At 32.1% G+C, this 16,520-nt stretch carries 15 protein-coding genes; 14 read left to right on the top strand and 1 reads right to left on the bottom strand.

The genetic code is table 11. The features are described from left to right. Positions 1–319: 319 nt before the first annotated feature. Positions 320–1,372, bottom strand: coding sequence for a ferredoxin--NADP reductase (locus DMB65_RS16950; protein WP_110307802.1), 1,053 nt, complete (start codon positions 1,370–1,372; stop codon positions 320–322). A 128-nt stretch (positions 1,373–1,500) separates the two neighbouring features. Here DMB65_RS16950 and DMB65_RS16945 point away from each other — a divergent pair, with 128 nt between their 5' ends. The 14 genes from DMB65_RS16945 to DMB65_RS16875 all read left to right on the top strand — a co-directional run bounded on the left by DMB65_RS16945 (position 1,501) and on the right by DMB65_RS16875 (position 16,516). Further along, positions 1,501–2,961: a DUF5687 family protein gene (locus DMB65_RS16945; protein ID WP_110307801.1), complete on the top strand. Its 1,461-nt coding sequence runs from the start codon at positions 1,501–1,503 to the stop codon at positions 2,959–2,961. Between the two features lie 83 nt (positions 2,962–3,044). Further along, the gene (locus DMB65_RS16940; RefSeq protein WP_110307800.1) at positions 3,045–3,740 is read left to right on the top strand and encodes an ABC transporter ATP-binding protein; all 696 of its coding nucleotides are present in this window, start codon (positions 3,045–3,047) and stop codon (positions 3,738–3,740) included. Positions 3,741–3,828: 88 nt separating this feature from the next. Further along, positions 3,829–6,453 (top strand): type IX secretion system periplasmic lipoprotein PorW/SprE, encoded by a 2,625-nt coding sequence (porW, locus tag DMB65_RS16935; RefSeq protein WP_110307799.1) that lies wholly within the window; start codon positions 3,829–3,831, stop codon positions 6,451–6,453. A 2-nt stretch (positions 6,454–6,455) separates the two neighbouring features. After that, on the top strand, positions 6,456–6,866 hold the full coding sequence (locus tag DMB65_RS16930; protein ID WP_110307798.1) for a bactofilin family protein: 411 nt from the start codon (positions 6,456–6,458) through the stop codon (positions 6,864–6,866). Continuing rightward, positions 6,832–7,059 (top strand): AtpZ/AtpI family protein, encoded by a 228-nt coding sequence (locus DMB65_RS16925; protein ID WP_110307797.1) that lies wholly within the window; start codon positions 6,832–6,834, stop codon positions 7,057–7,059. Before DMB65_RS16930 ends, DMB65_RS16925 begins: the two co-directional genes overlap by 35 nt. 569 nt (positions 7,060–7,628) lie before the next feature. Next, positions 7,629–8,789 (top strand): F0F1 ATP synthase subunit A, encoded by a 1,161-nt coding sequence (gene atpB / locus DMB65_RS16915; protein WP_110307795.1) that lies wholly within the window; start codon positions 7,629–7,631, stop codon positions 8,787–8,789. 99 nt (positions 8,790–8,888) lie between these two features. Beyond that, on the top strand, positions 8,889–9,080 hold the full coding sequence (gene atpE, locus DMB65_RS16910) for an ATP synthase F0 subunit C (protein WP_163396160.1): 192 nt from the start codon (positions 8,889–8,891) through the stop codon (positions 9,078–9,080). A 117-nt stretch (positions 9,081–9,197) separates the two neighbouring features. Next, a complete protein-coding gene (locus tag DMB65_RS16905) occupies positions 9,198–9,698 on the top strand; it encodes a F0F1 ATP synthase subunit B (protein ID WP_110307793.1) in 501 nt (166 codons plus the stop codon). Positions 9,699–9,702: 4 nt separating this feature from the next. Beyond that, positions 9,703–10,236: an ATP synthase F1 subunit delta gene (gene atpH / locus DMB65_RS16900; RefSeq protein WP_110307792.1), complete on the top strand. Its 534-nt coding sequence runs from the start codon at positions 9,703–9,705 to the stop codon at positions 10,234–10,236. A gap of 39 nt (positions 10,237–10,275) precedes the next feature. Then, positions 10,276–11,853 carry a F0F1 ATP synthase subunit alpha gene (gene atpA / locus DMB65_RS16895; protein ID WP_055096823.1) on the top strand — a complete coding sequence of 526 codons (1,578 nt, stop codon included), beginning with the start codon at positions 10,276–10,278 and terminating at the stop codon, positions 11,851–11,853. 69 nt (positions 11,854–11,922) lie between these two features. Beyond that, positions 11,923–12,783 (top strand): ATP synthase F1 subunit gamma, encoded by an 861-nt coding sequence (gene atpG, locus DMB65_RS16890; protein WP_110307791.1) that lies wholly within the window; start codon positions 11,923–11,925, stop codon positions 12,781–12,783. Between the two features lie 1,371 nt (positions 12,784–14,154). Continuing rightward, a complete protein-coding gene (locus DMB65_RS16885; RefSeq protein WP_110307790.1) occupies positions 14,155–14,601 on the top strand; it encodes a GNAT family N-acetyltransferase in 447 nt (148 codons plus the stop codon). Positions 14,602–14,720: 119 nt separating this feature from the next. Then, complete coding sequence (locus DMB65_RS16880) at positions 14,721–15,395, top strand: hypothetical protein (RefSeq protein WP_110307789.1); 675 nt, start codon at positions 14,721–14,723, stop codon at positions 15,393–15,395. Further along, the gene (locus DMB65_RS16875; RefSeq protein WP_123955356.1) at positions 15,392–16,516 is read left to right on the top strand and encodes a hypothetical protein; all 1,125 of its coding nucleotides are present in this window, start codon (positions 15,392–15,394) and stop codon (positions 16,514–16,516) included. The genes DMB65_RS16880 and DMB65_RS16875 overlap by 4 nt, the downstream gene beginning before the upstream one ends. The last annotated feature ends 4 nt before the right edge of the window (positions 16,517–16,520 follow it).

Raw genomic sequence — 16,520 nt, 5'->3', positions numbered from 1 at the left:
GTCCGAAAACAGATTTAGTCGAAAAATACTTATTTTTACCCATCGTTATTTGAATTTTGCAACTCTAAATTACGATGTTTTTTAAGAAGCCATTAATTTGGCTTCTTTTTTATCGGACAACAATGAATATTTTTTAAAAAATATTTAAAATTATAGATGTTTTTCACCCATTATCATAAGAATATGGTTGGCCGAATTAAAATTTTTAGAAGATAAGTATAATTTGAACTTTAGCAAGGGTGAATATAATTAACAAAAAAATTCCAAATTCCAATTAAAAAGTTGGAATTTGGAATTTTATGTTTTAGAATTTTAACTTTTAGACATCATCAAAATCTACATAAATAGTTTCCGAAGTTGGATGCGCCTGACAGCTAAGTACCAAACCGTCAGCAATTTCCTTATCAGTTAAGATTGAGTTTTTTGTCATCTCGGCACTCCCTTGAGTTATACGGCAAAGACAGCTGCTGCAAATTCCGCCCTGACAGGAATAGGGTGCATCGATTCCTTGTTTTAAAGCTGCATCCAGAATGGTTTGTTTTTGCGACATTTCAAAAGAAACTTCGTCATCATCAACCAAAACAGTAATTTTCGTATGTCCTTCCAGAGAAGTTTTGATTTCATTTTCCTGTGAAGAAGAGGTAAAAAGTTCAAACTTAATAGCGGAGTCTTTTACGTTCTTTTCTTTTAAAATTCCGGAAACCGTATTGATCATTTCTTCCGGACCACACAAGTAGAACTTATCAAAGTCAAGTTCTTTGTGCTTGTTGTTTAAAACAAAATTCACTGCCGATTTATCGATTCTTCCAAACAAAGCATTTTCGGCTTTAGCCTGACTAAATACATAATGTACAAATAAGCGCCCTACGTATTGCAATTGTAAATCGTGAAGTTCCTGATGAAAAATAGTTTCTTCAGGAGTTTTGTTTCCGTAAACTAAAACAAATGAACTTTTTGGCTCACTTTTTAAAACCGATTTTATAATAGAAAGAACAGGTGTAATTCCGCTTCCGGCAACAAAAGCCGCATAGTTTCTTTGCTTTTCAGCTTCTGGTTCAAAAGTAAATTTACCTTCAGGATGACCTACTTCAAGAACATCTCCGGCTTTTAATTTGGTATTGGCAAATTGTGAAAACAAACCATTTTTAACTGCTTTTACTGCAATTCGCAATTCTCCGCTTTCCGGTTCCGAGCAAATAGAATAAGCCCTGCGAATATCCTGATTGTCAAGGGTTAATTTTAAATTTATATACTGTCCTGCAATAAATTTATAGTCTTGTTTTAGTTCTTCGGGTACATTAAAGAGTATGGAAACAGCGTCAGAAGTTTCACGTTTTACCTCTTTAATAATGAGTTTTAAGAATGAAGGCATGATATGATATTTTATGCAAAAGTAGCAAACAGCAACTAATTGAAAGGGACTTAATTATTTTTTTTAATTTTTTTTGTAACGTTTCTCTAAATTTGATCTCTTACTACAAAACTGAAAACCAAATAATCATGATTAAAAAGTTTATTTATCTTGAATGGAAAGCCTTTACCAGATCGGCATCGTTTGGTGCAAATCTGGCAATGAAAATTTTGATTGGCTTTTTGATGGCTTATTTTTCCCTTATTTTTATCGGAATGGGAGTGGGAGCATTTTACATATTAAAGAAAATGAATCTTGAACCGTTACTAACTATTAATAAGTTTCTAATTTATTATTTTTTATTTGATTTAGTTGTTCGTTTATTAATGCAGGCAATTCCCGTGTTGAATATTAAGCCATTACTGGTTCTGCCTTTTAAAAGACCTACGATTGTCCATTTCTCACTTGGTAAAACTGCTATATCATTTTTTAACTGGGCGCATGCTCTGTTTTTTGTTCCTTTTTCTGTTGTACTGATTATTGAAGGCTATGATGTTGTGGGCATTCTTTTTTGGCTGACAGCTGCTTTTTCGATAGTTTACATCAATAATTTTTTGAATATTATTTTGAATAATATCGAAAAATTATTTGTTGTTTTCCTAGTAATTGCCTTGGCTTTAGGAGCAGCACAATATTATAAACTATTTGATATTACTACTTTTTCAGGACCTGTTTTTCAGGGATTTTATGAAACAAAAGGGCTGTTTTTAATTCCTTTTTTGGTTTTAATTGGTTTGTATTTTTTTACATTCAGATACTTTCAGAATAATTTATTTCTGGATGCCGGGCTTTCTAAAAAAGAAGATATTGCTACAACCGAAAATCTTGTCTGGTTAAATCAATTTGGAACTTTAGGGACATTTCTTAAAAATGATATCAAGCTCATCAAAAGAAACAAAAGATCAAAAACGACCATTTTCATGAGTATTCTCTTTTTGTTTTACGGATTGATCTTTTTTGGAAATTCACAGCAGCCTGAAATCATGCATATTTTTGCCGGAATATTTGTTTCAGGTGGGTTTTTATTTGTCTTTGGGCAGTTTGTACCCAGTTGGGACAGTTCTTATTATCAATTGATGATGACACAGAACATTCCATATCGCGGATACATTACCTCAAAATGGTGGCTGATTGTTATAGCAACTTTTATTTCTACGATTTTAGCATCATTCTATCTTTTTTACGGATTGGAAATTTATCTGACAATTGTGGCCGGGGCAATTTACAATATTGGAGTCAACTCCCATTTGGTACTTCTTGGAGGCGCATTTACCAAAACACCAATCGATTTAAGTAATGCCAGTGGTGCCTTTGGTGATAAAAAAGCATTTAATATAAGTGCCATGTTGCTGACGCTGCCAAAATTATTGCTCCCATTGTTATTCTATTGGATTGGACTTCATTTCGGAGATAAAATATTAGGACTTGCCTTGGTTGCAGGAGCCGGAGTTTTAGGTTTTGTGTTTAGAGATACCGTTTTTTCTGTAATTGAAAAGAGATATAAAATCGAAAAATACAGTACTATAAGTGCTTACAAACAAAAGAGTTAATTAGTCATTTCAAAATGTGTCGATTAAATAATGGCGCAATTGACGAATCTAAATATAAATTCAAAATATAAAATCAAAGAACCATGATACAAGTAAATCAACTTTCAAAAATATATAACGGAACAACAGTTTTAAACATAAACAATCTTGAAATTCCAAAAGGACAAAGTTTCGGATTAGTAGGTAATAACGGCGCAGGAAAAACTACTTTTTTCAGTTTATTATTAGACCTGATTCAGCCTTCTACAGGGTACATTACAAGTAATACTATTCAGGTCAATACCAGTGAAAACTGGAAATCTTTTACAGGTTCATTTTTAGACGAAAGTTTCCTGATAGGTTATTTAACTCCCGAAGAATATTTTTATTTTATTGGAGATTTACGTCATCAGAATAAAGCTGATGTTGATGCTTTATTAGCACAGTATGAAGAATTTTTTAATGGCGAAATTTTAAAGAACAAAAAATACCTGCGGGACTTATCAAAAGGAAACCAGAAGAAAGTCGGAATAATTGCAACACTTATTGGTAATCCTGAAGTTGTTATTCTGGATGAGCCATTTGCCAATTTGGATCCGACAACAGTTAGCCGGTTAAAAAAAATTATTAAAGAATTAGCTGAAAACCCAAATGTTACTGTTTTGGTTTCGAGTCATGATTTGCAGCACACAGTTGAGGTTTGTGACAGAATTGTAGCCTTGAATAAAGGAGAAGTTGTAAAAGATATTCAAACCTCAAAAGAAACCTTGCAGGAACTGGAATCGTTTTTTGCTGTTTAAATTTCTATATTTCAAAAAGAAGCGTATTTTTACCAGTCATTATACTAAAAAGCCTTTATAGAAGTTAATTGATTTAAACTCTTTTCTATTGAAAAAGAATACGCTGAAATACAGTTTTCCATTTATTTTTTTATTTTTTTTGATAGCTTGTTCTACCAAAAGGGATACATTTTTGGCTAGAAATTCGCATGCCTTAAGCACAAAATACAATATTTTGTATAATGGCGGAATTGCTTTAGACAAAGGACTGGCTACAATAAAAGGCAATGATCAGGATAATTTTTGGAAAATGCTCCCAATTGAAAAAATGCAGATCGATGAAAATATTTCTGAGAAAGAGAAAACCAAAAACCCCGATTTTGAATTAGCAGAAACCAAAGCAACAAAAGCAATTCAGAAACACTCCATGAATATTGGAGGCAGAGAGAAAAACTCCCAGATTGACGAAGCCTATCTAATGCTTGGAAAAGCACGTTATTATGACCAGCGTTTTATTCCTGCGCTTGAGGCATTTAATTATATTTTATACAAATACCCCAACAGCAGTAATATTTATACAGCTAAAATTTGGCGTGAAAAAACCAATATGCGTTTAGGAAACGACGCAATTGTGATAAAAAATATTAAGCTTTTATTAAAAAAAACGGATTTAGGCAAACAAACATTTTCAGATGCAAATGCGCTATTAGCAGAAGCATTTTTAAATTTGGAACAAAAAGACAGTGCTGTTACTAAACTTAAAATTGCTGAAAAATTTTCTAGAATAAACGAAGACAAGGCCCGTTATCGTTTTATTTTGGGTCAGATGTATCAGGAAGCAGGAAAAAAAGACAGTGCTGCTTATTTTTACGACGGTGTAATCGATATGAACCGTAAAGCTGATAGAAGATATATGATGCAGGCATATGCAAAAAAAGCACAAATGTTTGATTATGAAAATGGAGATCAGAATATGTTTATTGAAACTTATAATAAACTGGTTGATGATCGCGAAAACAGACCTTATTATGATATCCTTTTTTTCGAAATGGGTGTGTTTTTCGACAAGTTCAAAGAACAGGAAAATGCGCTGGAATTTTATAATAAATCCTTAGCAAGAAAATCTAAAGATTCTTATTTGATAGCTTCAACTTACAGAAATATAGGAAATATGTATTTTAAAAATACAGATTATACTATGGCTGCTAAATATTATGATAGTACATTAGTGAAATTAGATCCGAAAAGCAGGGAATTTGCTTTTATCCAAAAAAACCGAAAAAACTTAGACAACGTTATCAAATACGAAGGAATTGCAAAACGCAACGACAGTATTATTAAAGTCAAATCTTTACCGGAAATAGAAAGAAAGACATATTTCGAAAATTATATTGCAGAATTAAAAAAGAAAGACGAATCGAAACGAATCTTAGAAGAAAAAGAAAAAGAACGATTAGCGAATATCGAACAAAACACCAATTCAAATAGTACACCAGAAGCTCAAAATCCTCAATCAACAGGAAATAATTCACCTGTTGGGATGCCAGGAGGATTCAATCCGCCAGCCGGAAATGATGTAGCAAGTGTTTTCTATTTCTATAATCCGTCAACAGTTGCTTACGGAAAATTACAGTTCAAAAAAATGTGGGGCAACAGGGCATTAGCAGGAAACTGGAGATTATCTCCTTCAAAATCAAACGCAAATCCAGCTTTAAAAGACCAAATGAATTCGAAACAGGATTCAATAAATGCTTTGAAAGATTCAATTGTTATCGAAAAGTATACAACAGAATTTTACGAAAAACAGCTTCCAGCAACTCAGGTTGCCATGGATAGTATCGGAAAAGAACGCAACTTTGCATACTACCAATTAGGGTTAATTTATAAGGAGAAGTTTAAGGAATACGATTTGGCCAGCAGTAAATTTGAACAATTGCTTCTTAATAGTCCGGAAGAAAAATGGATCTTACCATCGATGTATAACTTATATAAAATTTATCAGATTACAAATCCTGCCAGAGCCGAAAGAATCAAATTTGATATTACTGCCAATTACCCAAATTCGAGATACGCTCAAATTTTAAACAACACAAATCCTGAAAACGGCACAAATTTATCCCCTGAAAAGGAATATGAAAAATGGTATAAATTATTTCAGGATGAACAGTTTGAAGTTGTACTTGACAATATTGATAATTTGATAAATCAATATTCAGGAGATGAAATTGTTTCTAAATTCGAATTGTTAAAAGCCAATACCTTAGGGAAGGTTGAAGGTTTAGCTGCCTATAAAAAGAGCATGGAAGAAGTTGCCGATAATTATCCAAATAGTGAAGAAGGCAAAAGTGCGCGTGAAATTTTAGAAAAACAAATCCCAACTCTGGAGAAGCTAGATTTTACTACAGTTGATGGTAAAAGCTGGAAAATTTTATATTTAGTCGGTAAAAACGATACTAAAACAGCTAAAAAAATTGAAGAAGCACTTAAGGTTTTTTTATTAATTGAAAATTTTGAAAGATTAACCACTTCTTTTGATAAATATAATAAGACTGAAAGCTTTTTTGCAATTCATGGTATAAAATCTGAGGCTTATGCCAGAGATGTTGCAAGAGTTTTAAAAGATGATGAAAAATATAAAATTTCACATCCTTTCATTATTATTTCAAGTGATAATTATAAAGTAGTTCAGATGAAGAAAAATCTTCAGACTTATTTAGCGCCAAAAACTCTATAACCATGTTTGAAAAAGCAAAAAAAAGCGGCACAGAACTTTTAGGAAAAACCAACAGAATTGTTGAAGGAACTTCTATTATAGGAAATATTGTTTCTAAAGCAGATTTTAGACTTGATGGAGAATTGATTGGAAATTTCACATCCCAGGGAAAATTAGTCATGGGGCCTTCAGGCGTTATAAAAGGCGAAATTATATGTAATAATGCAGATATTGAAGGAGAATTCGAGGGGAAATTAAAAGTTTTAGAAATCCTTAATATAAAAGCCACAGCACGTATTCACGGAGAAGTAGTAGTAGGTAAACTTTCTATAGAGCCGGGAGCTGAGTTTACAGCAACTTGTTCGATGCTAACAAATTCTAAAGAAGTAATTTTGAAAGATGGAAAAGGAGCCGAACAAAAACCAAAGGAATAAGTGGATAGCACTTATTAATATCCCGATCCAAATGGGCGTTATTATTTTCTTGTTTGCTTATTTAGGAACTTGGTTAGATGAAAATCATCCAAGTCCAAAAGTCTACTATAATAAGGTATTAGTGATGGTTGGTGTTGGTCTTGCTTTATATAATGTTATTCGTCAGGTAAACGAAATCAATAAAATAAAGTAAATTTACTTTCAAAAGAGCTTTAAATAAATGTTGCATCTTTGCAAAAAATTATTTCAAAATGCTTTTAAAAAATTACAAACCCATTTTACATTTATTCTTTTTTGCTTTAGCATCATATATTCTGCATAAAATAGTTTTTATATTTTTTGATATCCCAAATCAAAATTTTTATTATAGTTTAGAATCATTGTATTTGATTTTTTTTTCATTCAGTTCAGTATTTTTTATCGTATTATTAAAGTTTACAATTAAAAATTTTGACAGTACTGGAATGATGTTCATGATGGGTACTTTGATTCAAATGTTTTTCTGTTATTTAGTTTTGAGACCGATTTTAAATGAGAAGATTCACAACGTGTCTGTTGAAAAAACTAATTTTTTTATAACATTTATTTTGTTTTTGTTATTTGAGACGCTTATAACTGTCCGATTATTAAATGAAAAGCGTTAAATTAGCAATTCTGTAAAACAAGGTTCAAAAATAATTTTTCATATCCTTTTGAATATTAATAAAAAATGTACCTTTGCACCAAATTTTAGAAACGTAAAAAATAAGATTTTTAACAGATATGGTGATTTCAAACAAACCACTCAGATTTATTCTTGCAGCTTTAGTAGCTTGTCTTCCATTAATGAGTTTTTCAAATACGGAAAAAGACTCAGCGCATGTTCAAACTGAAGAAGCTCATGGAGCTGTTTCGGAAGGTCATCATAAAGGTCATTCAGAACCAACAGATGTTAAATCTAAAATTAAGGCATTTATTGACCACCACGTTTTAGATTCTCATGATTTTACTTTAACTCAGGATAATGAGACAGGTAAATATTATGGTTTTTCATTACCCATAATTATCTGGGATAATGGTTTGCATATTTTTTCTTCTTCAAAATTTGATCATGGTAATTCTGTAGCAGAATCAAACGGAAGTTATTATACAATCAATCATCATGATGGGAAAATATACAGAACAGATGCTTCTGGTACAATTACAGAAAATGAAGAAACAGGTCATCCTGATAATGTTCGTCCTTTAGATTTTTCAATTACAAAAACAGTTGTATCTATTTTTGCAGCAGCATTATTAATGTTCTTCGTATTTTCAAGTTTGGCAAAATCGTATGCTAAAAACGGAGGAATTGCTTCTGGAGTTGGAAGAATTTTTGAACCACTTGTAGTTTATATTCGTGATGAAGTTGCTATTCCAAATATTGGTGAAAAACACTATAGAAAATATATGAGTTATTTATTGACTATCTTTTTCTTTGTATTGTTTTTAAATATTTTCGGATTAACTCCACTAGGGATTAATGCTACAGGTAACTTAACAATTACTTTCTCTTTAGCAATCCTTACTTTCTTAATTACAAATCTTACAGCAAATAAAAATTATTGGGGTCACATTTTCTGGATGCCAGGTGTGCCAAAACCAATGAGAATTATTTTGGCACCAATTGAATTGTTAGGAGTTTTCATTAAACCATTTTCATTAATGATTCGTTTGTATGCTAACATTTTTGCTGGTCACATAGTTTTAATGAGTATCATCGGATTAATGTTTATCTTTAAAAGCTGGATTGGAAGCAGTTTGTCTTTTGGATTGTCATTTGTACTTTCTATTCTTGAAATTTTAGTTGCCTTTTTACAAGCCTATATTTTTACAATGCTGTCTGCTCTTTATTTTGGTTCAGCAGTAGAAGAGCATCATCACGAAGGAGAAGCTCACCACTAAGTCGAAAGTCAGATGTCAAAAGTTATAAAGTCAAGTAGTAAATGACTTTTAAAGTTTAGGATCTTTAATAAAGAATGTTTAATTTTTAATTTATATATTATGGAAATTCCAAATATCGTTGGAGCAGGATTAATCGTAATCGGAGCAGCATTAGGAATTGGTAGAATCGGTGGTTCAGCAATGGATGCTATCGCTCGTCAGCCAGAAGCTTCTGGAAAAATCCAAACAGCTATGCTTATCGCTGCTGCACTTATTGAAGGTATTGGTTTCGCTGCGTTATTCGCTGCTTAATTAAAACACAAAAAGCAATAGTTGCAACGGTTGGTTGTAACTATTGTTTTAAAATTAAAACATTAAGATTGCTAATGCAATTAAAAAGACATAATTTAAAATTTATAATCATATATAATGGATAAGTTAATATATCAGTTTGAGTTCGGTTTATTCTTCTGGCAAATACTAATATTTGTTGGATTAATTCTTTTGTTGAAAAAATTCGCATGGAAACCAATTCTCGATGCAGTTAATGATAGAGAACAAGGGATTAAAGATGCATTGCTTTCTGCTGAAAACGCAAGACAGGAAATGCAAAATTTGCAAGCTGATAATCAAAGGATTTTGAATGAAGCTCGTGCTGAACGTGACGCTATGCTAAAAGAAGCTCGCGAAATGAGAGAGAAAATGATTACTGATTCTAAAAACGAAGCACAAGCACAAGGTCAAAAAATGATCGAGCAGGCTAAAGCGGCTATCGAAAGTGAAAAAAATGCAGCAATGGCTGAATTGAAAACACAAGTTTCAACTCTGTCATTAAGCATTGCTGAAAAATTATTGAAAGAAGAATTATCTAACAAAGAATCTCAAACTAAATTGGTTGAGAAAATGTTAGGTGACGTAAAGCTAAACTAATATTATGGCAAGTACAAGAGCAGCAATTCGTTATGCAAAAGCAATTCTGGACTTAGCAAACTCTAAAGGTGTTGCCGAAGTTGTCAATAACGATATGAAATCAATTGCTTCGACAATTGAAAATAATGCAGAATTGAGTGACTTTATTCAAAACCCAACAACAAGAGTTGAAGTTAAGGAAAGTGCTCTTTTAGAAGTTTTTGCAGACGTAAATGGTGTAACCAAAGGTTTGTTTCATTTATTATTTGAAAACAAAAGATTTGAAATTCTGGATGCAATTGCAGCAGAATACAGCAAAGTGTTTGATGAAGGTAACGGAATTGAAGTAGCAAAAGTTACGACAGCAATCCCAATGGATGCAGCTTTAGAGGCTAAAGTTTTAGCTAAAATTGCGACCTTGTCAGATAAAAAAATAACAATTGAAAATATAGTAGATCCATCAATTATTGGAGGATTTATTTTAAGAATAGGTGATCAGCAATACAACGCTTCAGTTGCAAAAAGATTACAGGTATTAAAGAGAGAGTTAAGTAATTAGTTTTTATAACACAAAAAAGTGTCTAAATTATAAATTAAGATGGCGGAAATCAAACCTGCTGAAATTTCAGCAATATTAAGAAAGCAAGTAGAAGGTTTTGAATCTGGTGCTACGCTAGAGGAAGTAGGAACAGTACTTCAGGTTGGAGACGGTATTGCTCGTATTTACGGGTTATCAAATGTACAATATGGTGAGTTAGTTGAATTTGATAACGGACTTGAAGCTATTGTATTGAACCTTGAAGAGGACAATGTTGGGGTGGTACTTTTAGGGCCATCAACAGGTATTAAAGAAGGATCAACAGCAAAAAGAACTCAACGAATTGCTTCTCTTAAAGTAGGTGAGCAAATGGTAGGACGTGTAGTAAACACTCTTGGTTTTCCAATTGATGGTAAAGGGCCAATTGGTGGTGACTTATACGAAATGCCTTTGGAAAGAAAAGCACCAGGTGTTATCTTCCGTCAGCCGGTAACTGAGCCATTACAAACAGGAGTAAAAGCAGTAGATGCTATGATTCCTGTTGGACGCGGACAACGTGAGCTTGTAATTGGTGACCGTCAAACAGGTAAATCTACTGTTTGTATCGATACCATCTTAAATCAAAAAGAATTTTATGATGCAGGAAAACCTGTATTTTGTATATATGTTGCAATTGGGCAAAAAGCTTCAACTGTAGCAGGAATCGCTAAAATGTTAGAAGAAAAAGGTGCAATGGCTTATACAGTTATTGTTGCAGCTAATGCTTCTGACCCGGCTCCAATGCAAGTCTATGCTCCTTTCGCAGGTGCTGCAATTGGAGAATATTTTAGAGATTCTGGCCGTCCTGCACTTATTGTGTATGATGATTTATCTAAACAAGCTGTTGCTTACCGTGAGGTTTCTCTTTTATTAAGAAGACCACCGGGACGTGAGGCATATCCTGGAGACGTTTTCTACTTACACTCTCGTTTATTAGAGCGTGCTTGTAAAGTAATTGCTGACGATGGAATTGCTAAAAACATGAACGATTTACCAGATTCTATTAAACCTATTGTAAAAGGTGGTGGTTCTTTAACTGCTTTACCAATTATCGAAACTCAGGCTGGTGACGTTTCTGCATACATCCCAACAAACGTAATCTCGATTACAGATGGTCAGATTTTCCTTGATGGAGATTTGTTTAACTCTGGGGTACGTCCTGCAATCAACGTAGGTATTTCTGTATCTCGTGTTGGAGGTAATGCTCAGATTAAATCAATGAAAAAAGTTTCCGGAACATTAAAACTAGACCAGGCTCAATTCCGTGAATTAGAGGCTTTCGCTAAATTTGGTTCTGATTTGGATTCTGTTACTTTAAACGTAATTGAAAAAGGAAAAAGAAACGTTGAAATCTTAAAACAAGGTTTGAACGATCCTTATACAGTAGAAAATCAAGTAGCTATTATTTACGCAGGTTCTAAAAACTTATTAAGAAACGTTCCTGTAAATAAAGTAAAAGAATTCGAAGCTGATTTCTTGGCATATTTAAACAGCAAACATAAAGATACACTTAATGCATTGAAAGCTGGAAAGTTAGATGATAACATTACTGATGTTATTGAAAAAGCAGCAAAAGAAATTTCAGCGAAATATAACTAATATAGTAATAAGTGAATAGTGATTAGTAACAAGCTATTCACTATTCACTAATAGCGAATCACTAAAAAAATGGCAAATTTAAAGGAAATCCGTAATAGAATTACTTCCGTTTCATCGACGATGCAGATTACATCGGCTATGAAAATGGTTTCTGCTGCAAAGCTTAAGAAAGCACAAGATGCAATCACTGCAATGCGCCCTTATGCCGAGAAATTAACAGAATTGCTTCAAAATCTTTCTGCTACATTAGATGGTGAAGTTGGAGGAGATTATGCAACTCAACGCGAAGTCAAAAAAGTATTGCTTGTAGCTATAACTTCAAACAGGGGTTTATGTGGTGCTTTTAATAGCAATGTAATTAAAGAAATCAAAAACCGTACTGAATTTTATGCCGGTAAACAAGTGGATGTTTTTCCTATTGGGAAAAAAGGAAACGATGTTTTAGCAAAAACTCATAAAGTTCATGGTCATCATAATTCAATTTTTGATCACTTGACTTTTGATAATGTTGCTAATATTGCAGATAATTTAACTGAAAAATTCTTATCTGGTGAATACGACAGAATTGAATTGGTTTATAATCAGTTTAAGAATGCTGCAACTCAGATTGTTCAGGTCGAGCAGTTTTTACCTTTAGCTCCAATTAAATCTGATAAACCTGTTTCTGTTGGAGATTACATTTTTGAACCTTCAAAAGAAGAAATTGTGTTGACTTTGATTCCTAAATCGTTAAAAATGCAATTGTACAAAGGTATTCGTGATTCATTTGCTTCTGAACATGGAGCTCGTATGACAGCAATGCATAAAGCAACTGACAATGCCACAGAATTAAGAAACCAATTGAAACTGACTTATAACAAAGCACGTCAGGCTGCCATTACAAATGAGATTTTAGAGATCGTTGGTGGTGCAGAAGCGTTGAATGGATAATTTTTTCAAAATTAAATACAAAAAGAGCCCACAATTAACTTGCAGGCTCTTTTTTGTATTTAAGAATCCCCCATTATTCTTAAATTAGATTTTAAAATGGTGATTCCTGAGAATTCTTTCCCCAAGAATCAGTTCCATTTTAAAGATTTTAGTGGAAATTAACCACTTGCTTTGTCTTTTATGGGAACAAACTAGCTTTATCAATCCCAGTGCTCTGTTTTTTTAAGGGTTACATGTCAGCTCTAATATCAATCCCTTGCTTTGTTTTTATGGGAACAAACTAGCTTTATAAGTCCCAATGCTCTGTTTTTTTTAAGGGTTACGAACAGCTGTAATCAATCCCTTGCTTTGTTTTTTTAGGGTACAAATAGCTAAATTTTCCCGGCTCTGTTTTTTTAAGGGTTACATATTAGCTGTATCAATCCCTATGCTTTGTTTTTATGGGAACAAACTAGCTTTATAAATCCCAATGCTTTGTTTTTTTAAGGGTTACGTATCAGCTCTAATCAATCCCTTGCTTTGTTTTTGTGGGAACAAACTAGCTTTATAAATCCCATGCTTTGTTTTTATGGGAACAAAATAGCTTAATAATCCCAATGCTTTGTTTTTTAAAGGGTTACATATCAGCTCTAATCAATCCCTTTATTTATTACAATTTTTTCTAAAAATATTTGCTTTTTTAGTATTACAAATATTTAATTATATTATTAAACTCACAATACCCACATTTAGTGATTTTTTAATTTTATTTTTTTCCACCTTGCTATATAAATTCAACAAATTTAAAGTATTGATTTTGTTTAAGTTATATGGATTTAAGCCTTAGTTTGCATACTTATTAGACATATAAGATCATAAATTTTTACTAAGAAAGATTTATAAATAACTGTTTTATTAAGTTGAAATGATTAATATAGAGTGAGAATTGAAATAAGGTATTATTAGAAAACTTTATTAAATGAATAAACAATGTCTTTGTTTGAATTATTCATTTAAAAAAAATAACAAACAAAATAAACTTTGCTGGCTCTCAATATAGAAGGTTGTTTATTTTAAGGGCTTGTAAAATGGTGATCCTCAATTTCCCCAAAAAATTGAGAATCAATACCATTTTATAAAATTATAAGCAGAAAGGATCTGCAGTGCTTTGTCTTTTATGGGAACAAACAAGCTTTATTAGTCCCAATGCTTCCTTTTTATAAGGGTTCTATCTAGCTTTCTCAATCCCTGTGAAGCAAATTTATGATTATTGTAAGAAAGAAATCTTACATAATTCCGGGCAATCATTTACATATTTCACATGTTTGTTTTTAAATGGTATCAGCAACAACAAAAAAAAATTAAGTATTTTTGCCTTTATTTTTTATAGAAATGGAATTAAAAATACAAGAGTTAACTCAAATTACGGAGATGTTGGCTCAAATAGAAACGATGAGATTTCTTTATCCCAATCTTTCGGTTAAAAGATATGAGACTTATCTTTCGCAAATGGTGCCACATAATTATATACAAGTTGCTGTTTTTGAAAATGAAATTTGTTTAGGTATTACTGGTTGTTGGTCTTCAACAAAATTATGGACTGGAAAATATCTCGAAATAGATAATTTTGTTGTTAATCCTCAACATAGGTCAAAAGGTATAGGAAAACTGTTGACAGACTACATAGAAAAAAAGGCTTTAGCTTTAGATTGCAGTACTATTGTTTTGGACGCTTTTACAGGGAATTTTGCAGCACATCGTTTTTATTATAATCAGGGTTATAGCCCTAAGGGTTTTCATTTTGTAAAAGTTTTGGATGAGAATAAACTCAGTTTATAATAATTGATTACATTTTGTTAAAAATACTTACATTTATAGTTTTAAATTAAGTAGCATTTTAACATTTGTGTGTCTTTATAAAATAGACAGAAAATATAAAAACAGATTAACTATTAACAATGGCAAAAGAAAGTTTTAATTGGAAAAGCCTCTTTATTAATGAAGAGGGCACTAAGTCTCAAGAATCAAAAGTAGTTCAATCATCTGGGCAAATTGCTGGAGCCCCTGACAATAAGTTTCCGACACATACAGAATCCTTTCCAACAAATTCGTTGACTAATCCTTTTTTGAATGAGATTTTCGAAGTTTATGATAAAGGTTTTGAATCATTGAATGAAGCAGGTTTTGATTTTTTTGAAATGTATAAATCTGTTATGGCTGTTGGAGTAACAAATCCGCAGAGTTATCAGATGGCATTTACGATGGGAAAAACAATCAAATCTGATTTAACTAAAGAATTTCTTTTACAAAAAGGAAGTTTTTATATTACCGAAATAGAAAAAGTATTTGTTAAGTATGATACTATTGGTAAAGCTAAAAAGGCAGATTTAGACAATAGTATTACGAAAGAAAAATATAATTTATCCAAAAATATTTCAGAACTGGAAGCCAAAATTTTAGACCTGCAAAAAGAATTAGAAGCAAAAAAAATGGAACTACAAAAAGTTGATCCTATAAATATGGAACAGCTTTCAGAAATTCAATTAAAAATGGAAGCTAACAATTTGGCCAAAGAAAAAATAATAACATCAATCAATACAGTAATCACAGGAATCAACCAATATTTGCAATGATGAATAAATACGAACAAGAAAAAAGTACACTTTTAGCACTTCCAATTCTTAAACATTTTGATGAGTCTAAAGGAGAAATTGCTTTAAAATCAGGAACACTTAAAAAAGGAGAGAAGTCCTTATTTTTAGCTTTAGCTTTAGGTTTGTTAGGAGTGGGAGGTTATTTGGTATGGACGTATATCATTCCACCACTATTTACAATGCTAGGACAAGCAATTGCTTTATCAGCAACGGGTGTGTTTTTAGTTTTTTTGGTAATGATGGCTCCGGTAATTAGGAAAGCACTTCGTTTTGCGACCAGGAATCTTCATAAAGCATTGATTCAAAGTAATCCTTTTAATGAGTTAGAAGAACAAAAGCAGAAAATGATCAAAAACCGTGAAGTTTTTAAAAACACTAAGGCAAAACTTAAAGGTTTAAAAAACGAAATGGAGATTGAGGCAAGTAAATCTGAAAAGGAGGCAAAATCATTTCAGGAAGATGTTTTGAGTTTGCAACGCCAGTCAGAAAAACTAAAATCTGCCATGGATGAAATGGTCAAGATTAACGGAGTCGCTGCAAAAGACACAGATGAATATGTAGCGTTGCAAAGTGAATTAGCAAAAAAACTGAGTGATTCTCAACGTGTTTCGACTCAATATGAACAAAGTAAAAGTTTCATTCAAAAATACGGTGTTCGTGCTAATGTTTTGGGTAAGATGGACAGAAAACTAACTTTGGCCGGAACAGCTATCGATATCAAGATTGCTGATTTTGATGTTACGGTTAAGATGCTTCAAAAAGAATATCAATTTGCAAAGAATGCAAAAGAAGCGACTGAGAGTGCCAAAAGTGCCATGATGTTTACTAAAGATTGGGAATTAGAATATGCATTAGAAGTGGTAACTTCTACAATTGCATTGGATATTGCCAAAACATCTGAAAACTTGATTGATATTGATGCATTGACTTCTAAATATTCTGTTGATAATGATGAGCTTTACTCAAGATTGGATTCGTTGGCAGATGAAATAAAAACTGGAGATAACACCATTCCGGATTCGACAAAATATACAAGTCCAAATTACAAAATGACCAAAGAGGATAAGTTATCTAGTGGTGGTTTTGGAGATATTTTTTAATACA

This window comes from Flavobacterium cheongpyeongense (genome assembly GCF_003202435.1).
GTDB classification, from domain to species: Bacteria; Bacteroidota; Bacteroidia; order Flavobacteriales; family Flavobacteriaceae; genus Flavobacterium; species Flavobacterium cheongpyeongense.
Note: the sequence above shows the minus strand (reverse complement) of the source record. Positions and strands in the feature narration are given on the sequence as shown.

Coding starts and splice junctions, on each gene's coding strand:
- DMB65_RS16950 (WP_110307802.1), bottom strand. CDS start 1,372: ATGCCTTCATTCTTAAAACTCATTATTAAAGAGGTAAAACGTGAAACT.
- DMB65_RS16945 (WP_110307801.1), top strand. CDS start 1,501: ATGATTAAAAAGTTTATTTATCTTGAATGGAAAGCCTTTACCAGATCG.
- DMB65_RS16940 (WP_110307800.1), top strand. CDS start 3,045: ATGATACAAGTAAATCAACTTTCAAAAATATATAACGGAACAACAGTT.
- DMB65_RS16930 (WP_110307798.1), top strand. CDS start 6,456: ATGTTTGAAAAAGCAAAAAAAAGCGGCACAGAACTTTTAGGAAAAACC.
- DMB65_RS16925 (WP_110307797.1), top strand. CDS start 6,832: ATGGAAAAGGAGCCGAACAAAAACCAAAGGAATAAGTGGATAGCACTT.
- atpB (WP_110307795.1), top strand. CDS start 7,629: ATGGTGATTTCAAACAAACCACTCAGATTTATTCTTGCAGCTTTAGTA.
- atpE (WP_163396160.1), top strand. CDS start 8,889: ATGGAAATTCCAAATATCGTTGGAGCAGGATTAATCGTAATCGGAGCA.
- DMB65_RS16905 (WP_110307793.1), top strand. CDS start 9,198: ATGGATAAGTTAATATATCAGTTTGAGTTCGGTTTATTCTTCTGGCAA.
- atpH (WP_110307792.1), top strand. CDS start 9,703: ATGGCAAGTACAAGAGCAGCAATTCGTTATGCAAAAGCAATTCTGGAC.
- atpA (WP_055096823.1), top strand. CDS start 10,276: ATGGCGGAAATCAAACCTGCTGAAATTTCAGCAATATTAAGAAAGCAA.
- atpG (WP_110307791.1), top strand. CDS start 11,923: ATGGCAAATTTAAAGGAAATCCGTAATAGAATTACTTCCGTTTCATCG.
- DMB65_RS16885 (WP_110307790.1), top strand. CDS start 14,155: ATGGAATTAAAAATACAAGAGTTAACTCAAATTACGGAGATGTTGGCT.
- DMB65_RS16880 (WP_110307789.1), top strand. CDS start 14,721: ATGGCAAAAGAAAGTTTTAATTGGAAAAGCCTCTTTATTAATGAAGAG.
- DMB65_RS16875 (WP_123955356.1), top strand. CDS start 15,392: ATGATGAATAAATACGAACAAGAAAAAAGTACACTTTTAGCACTTCCA.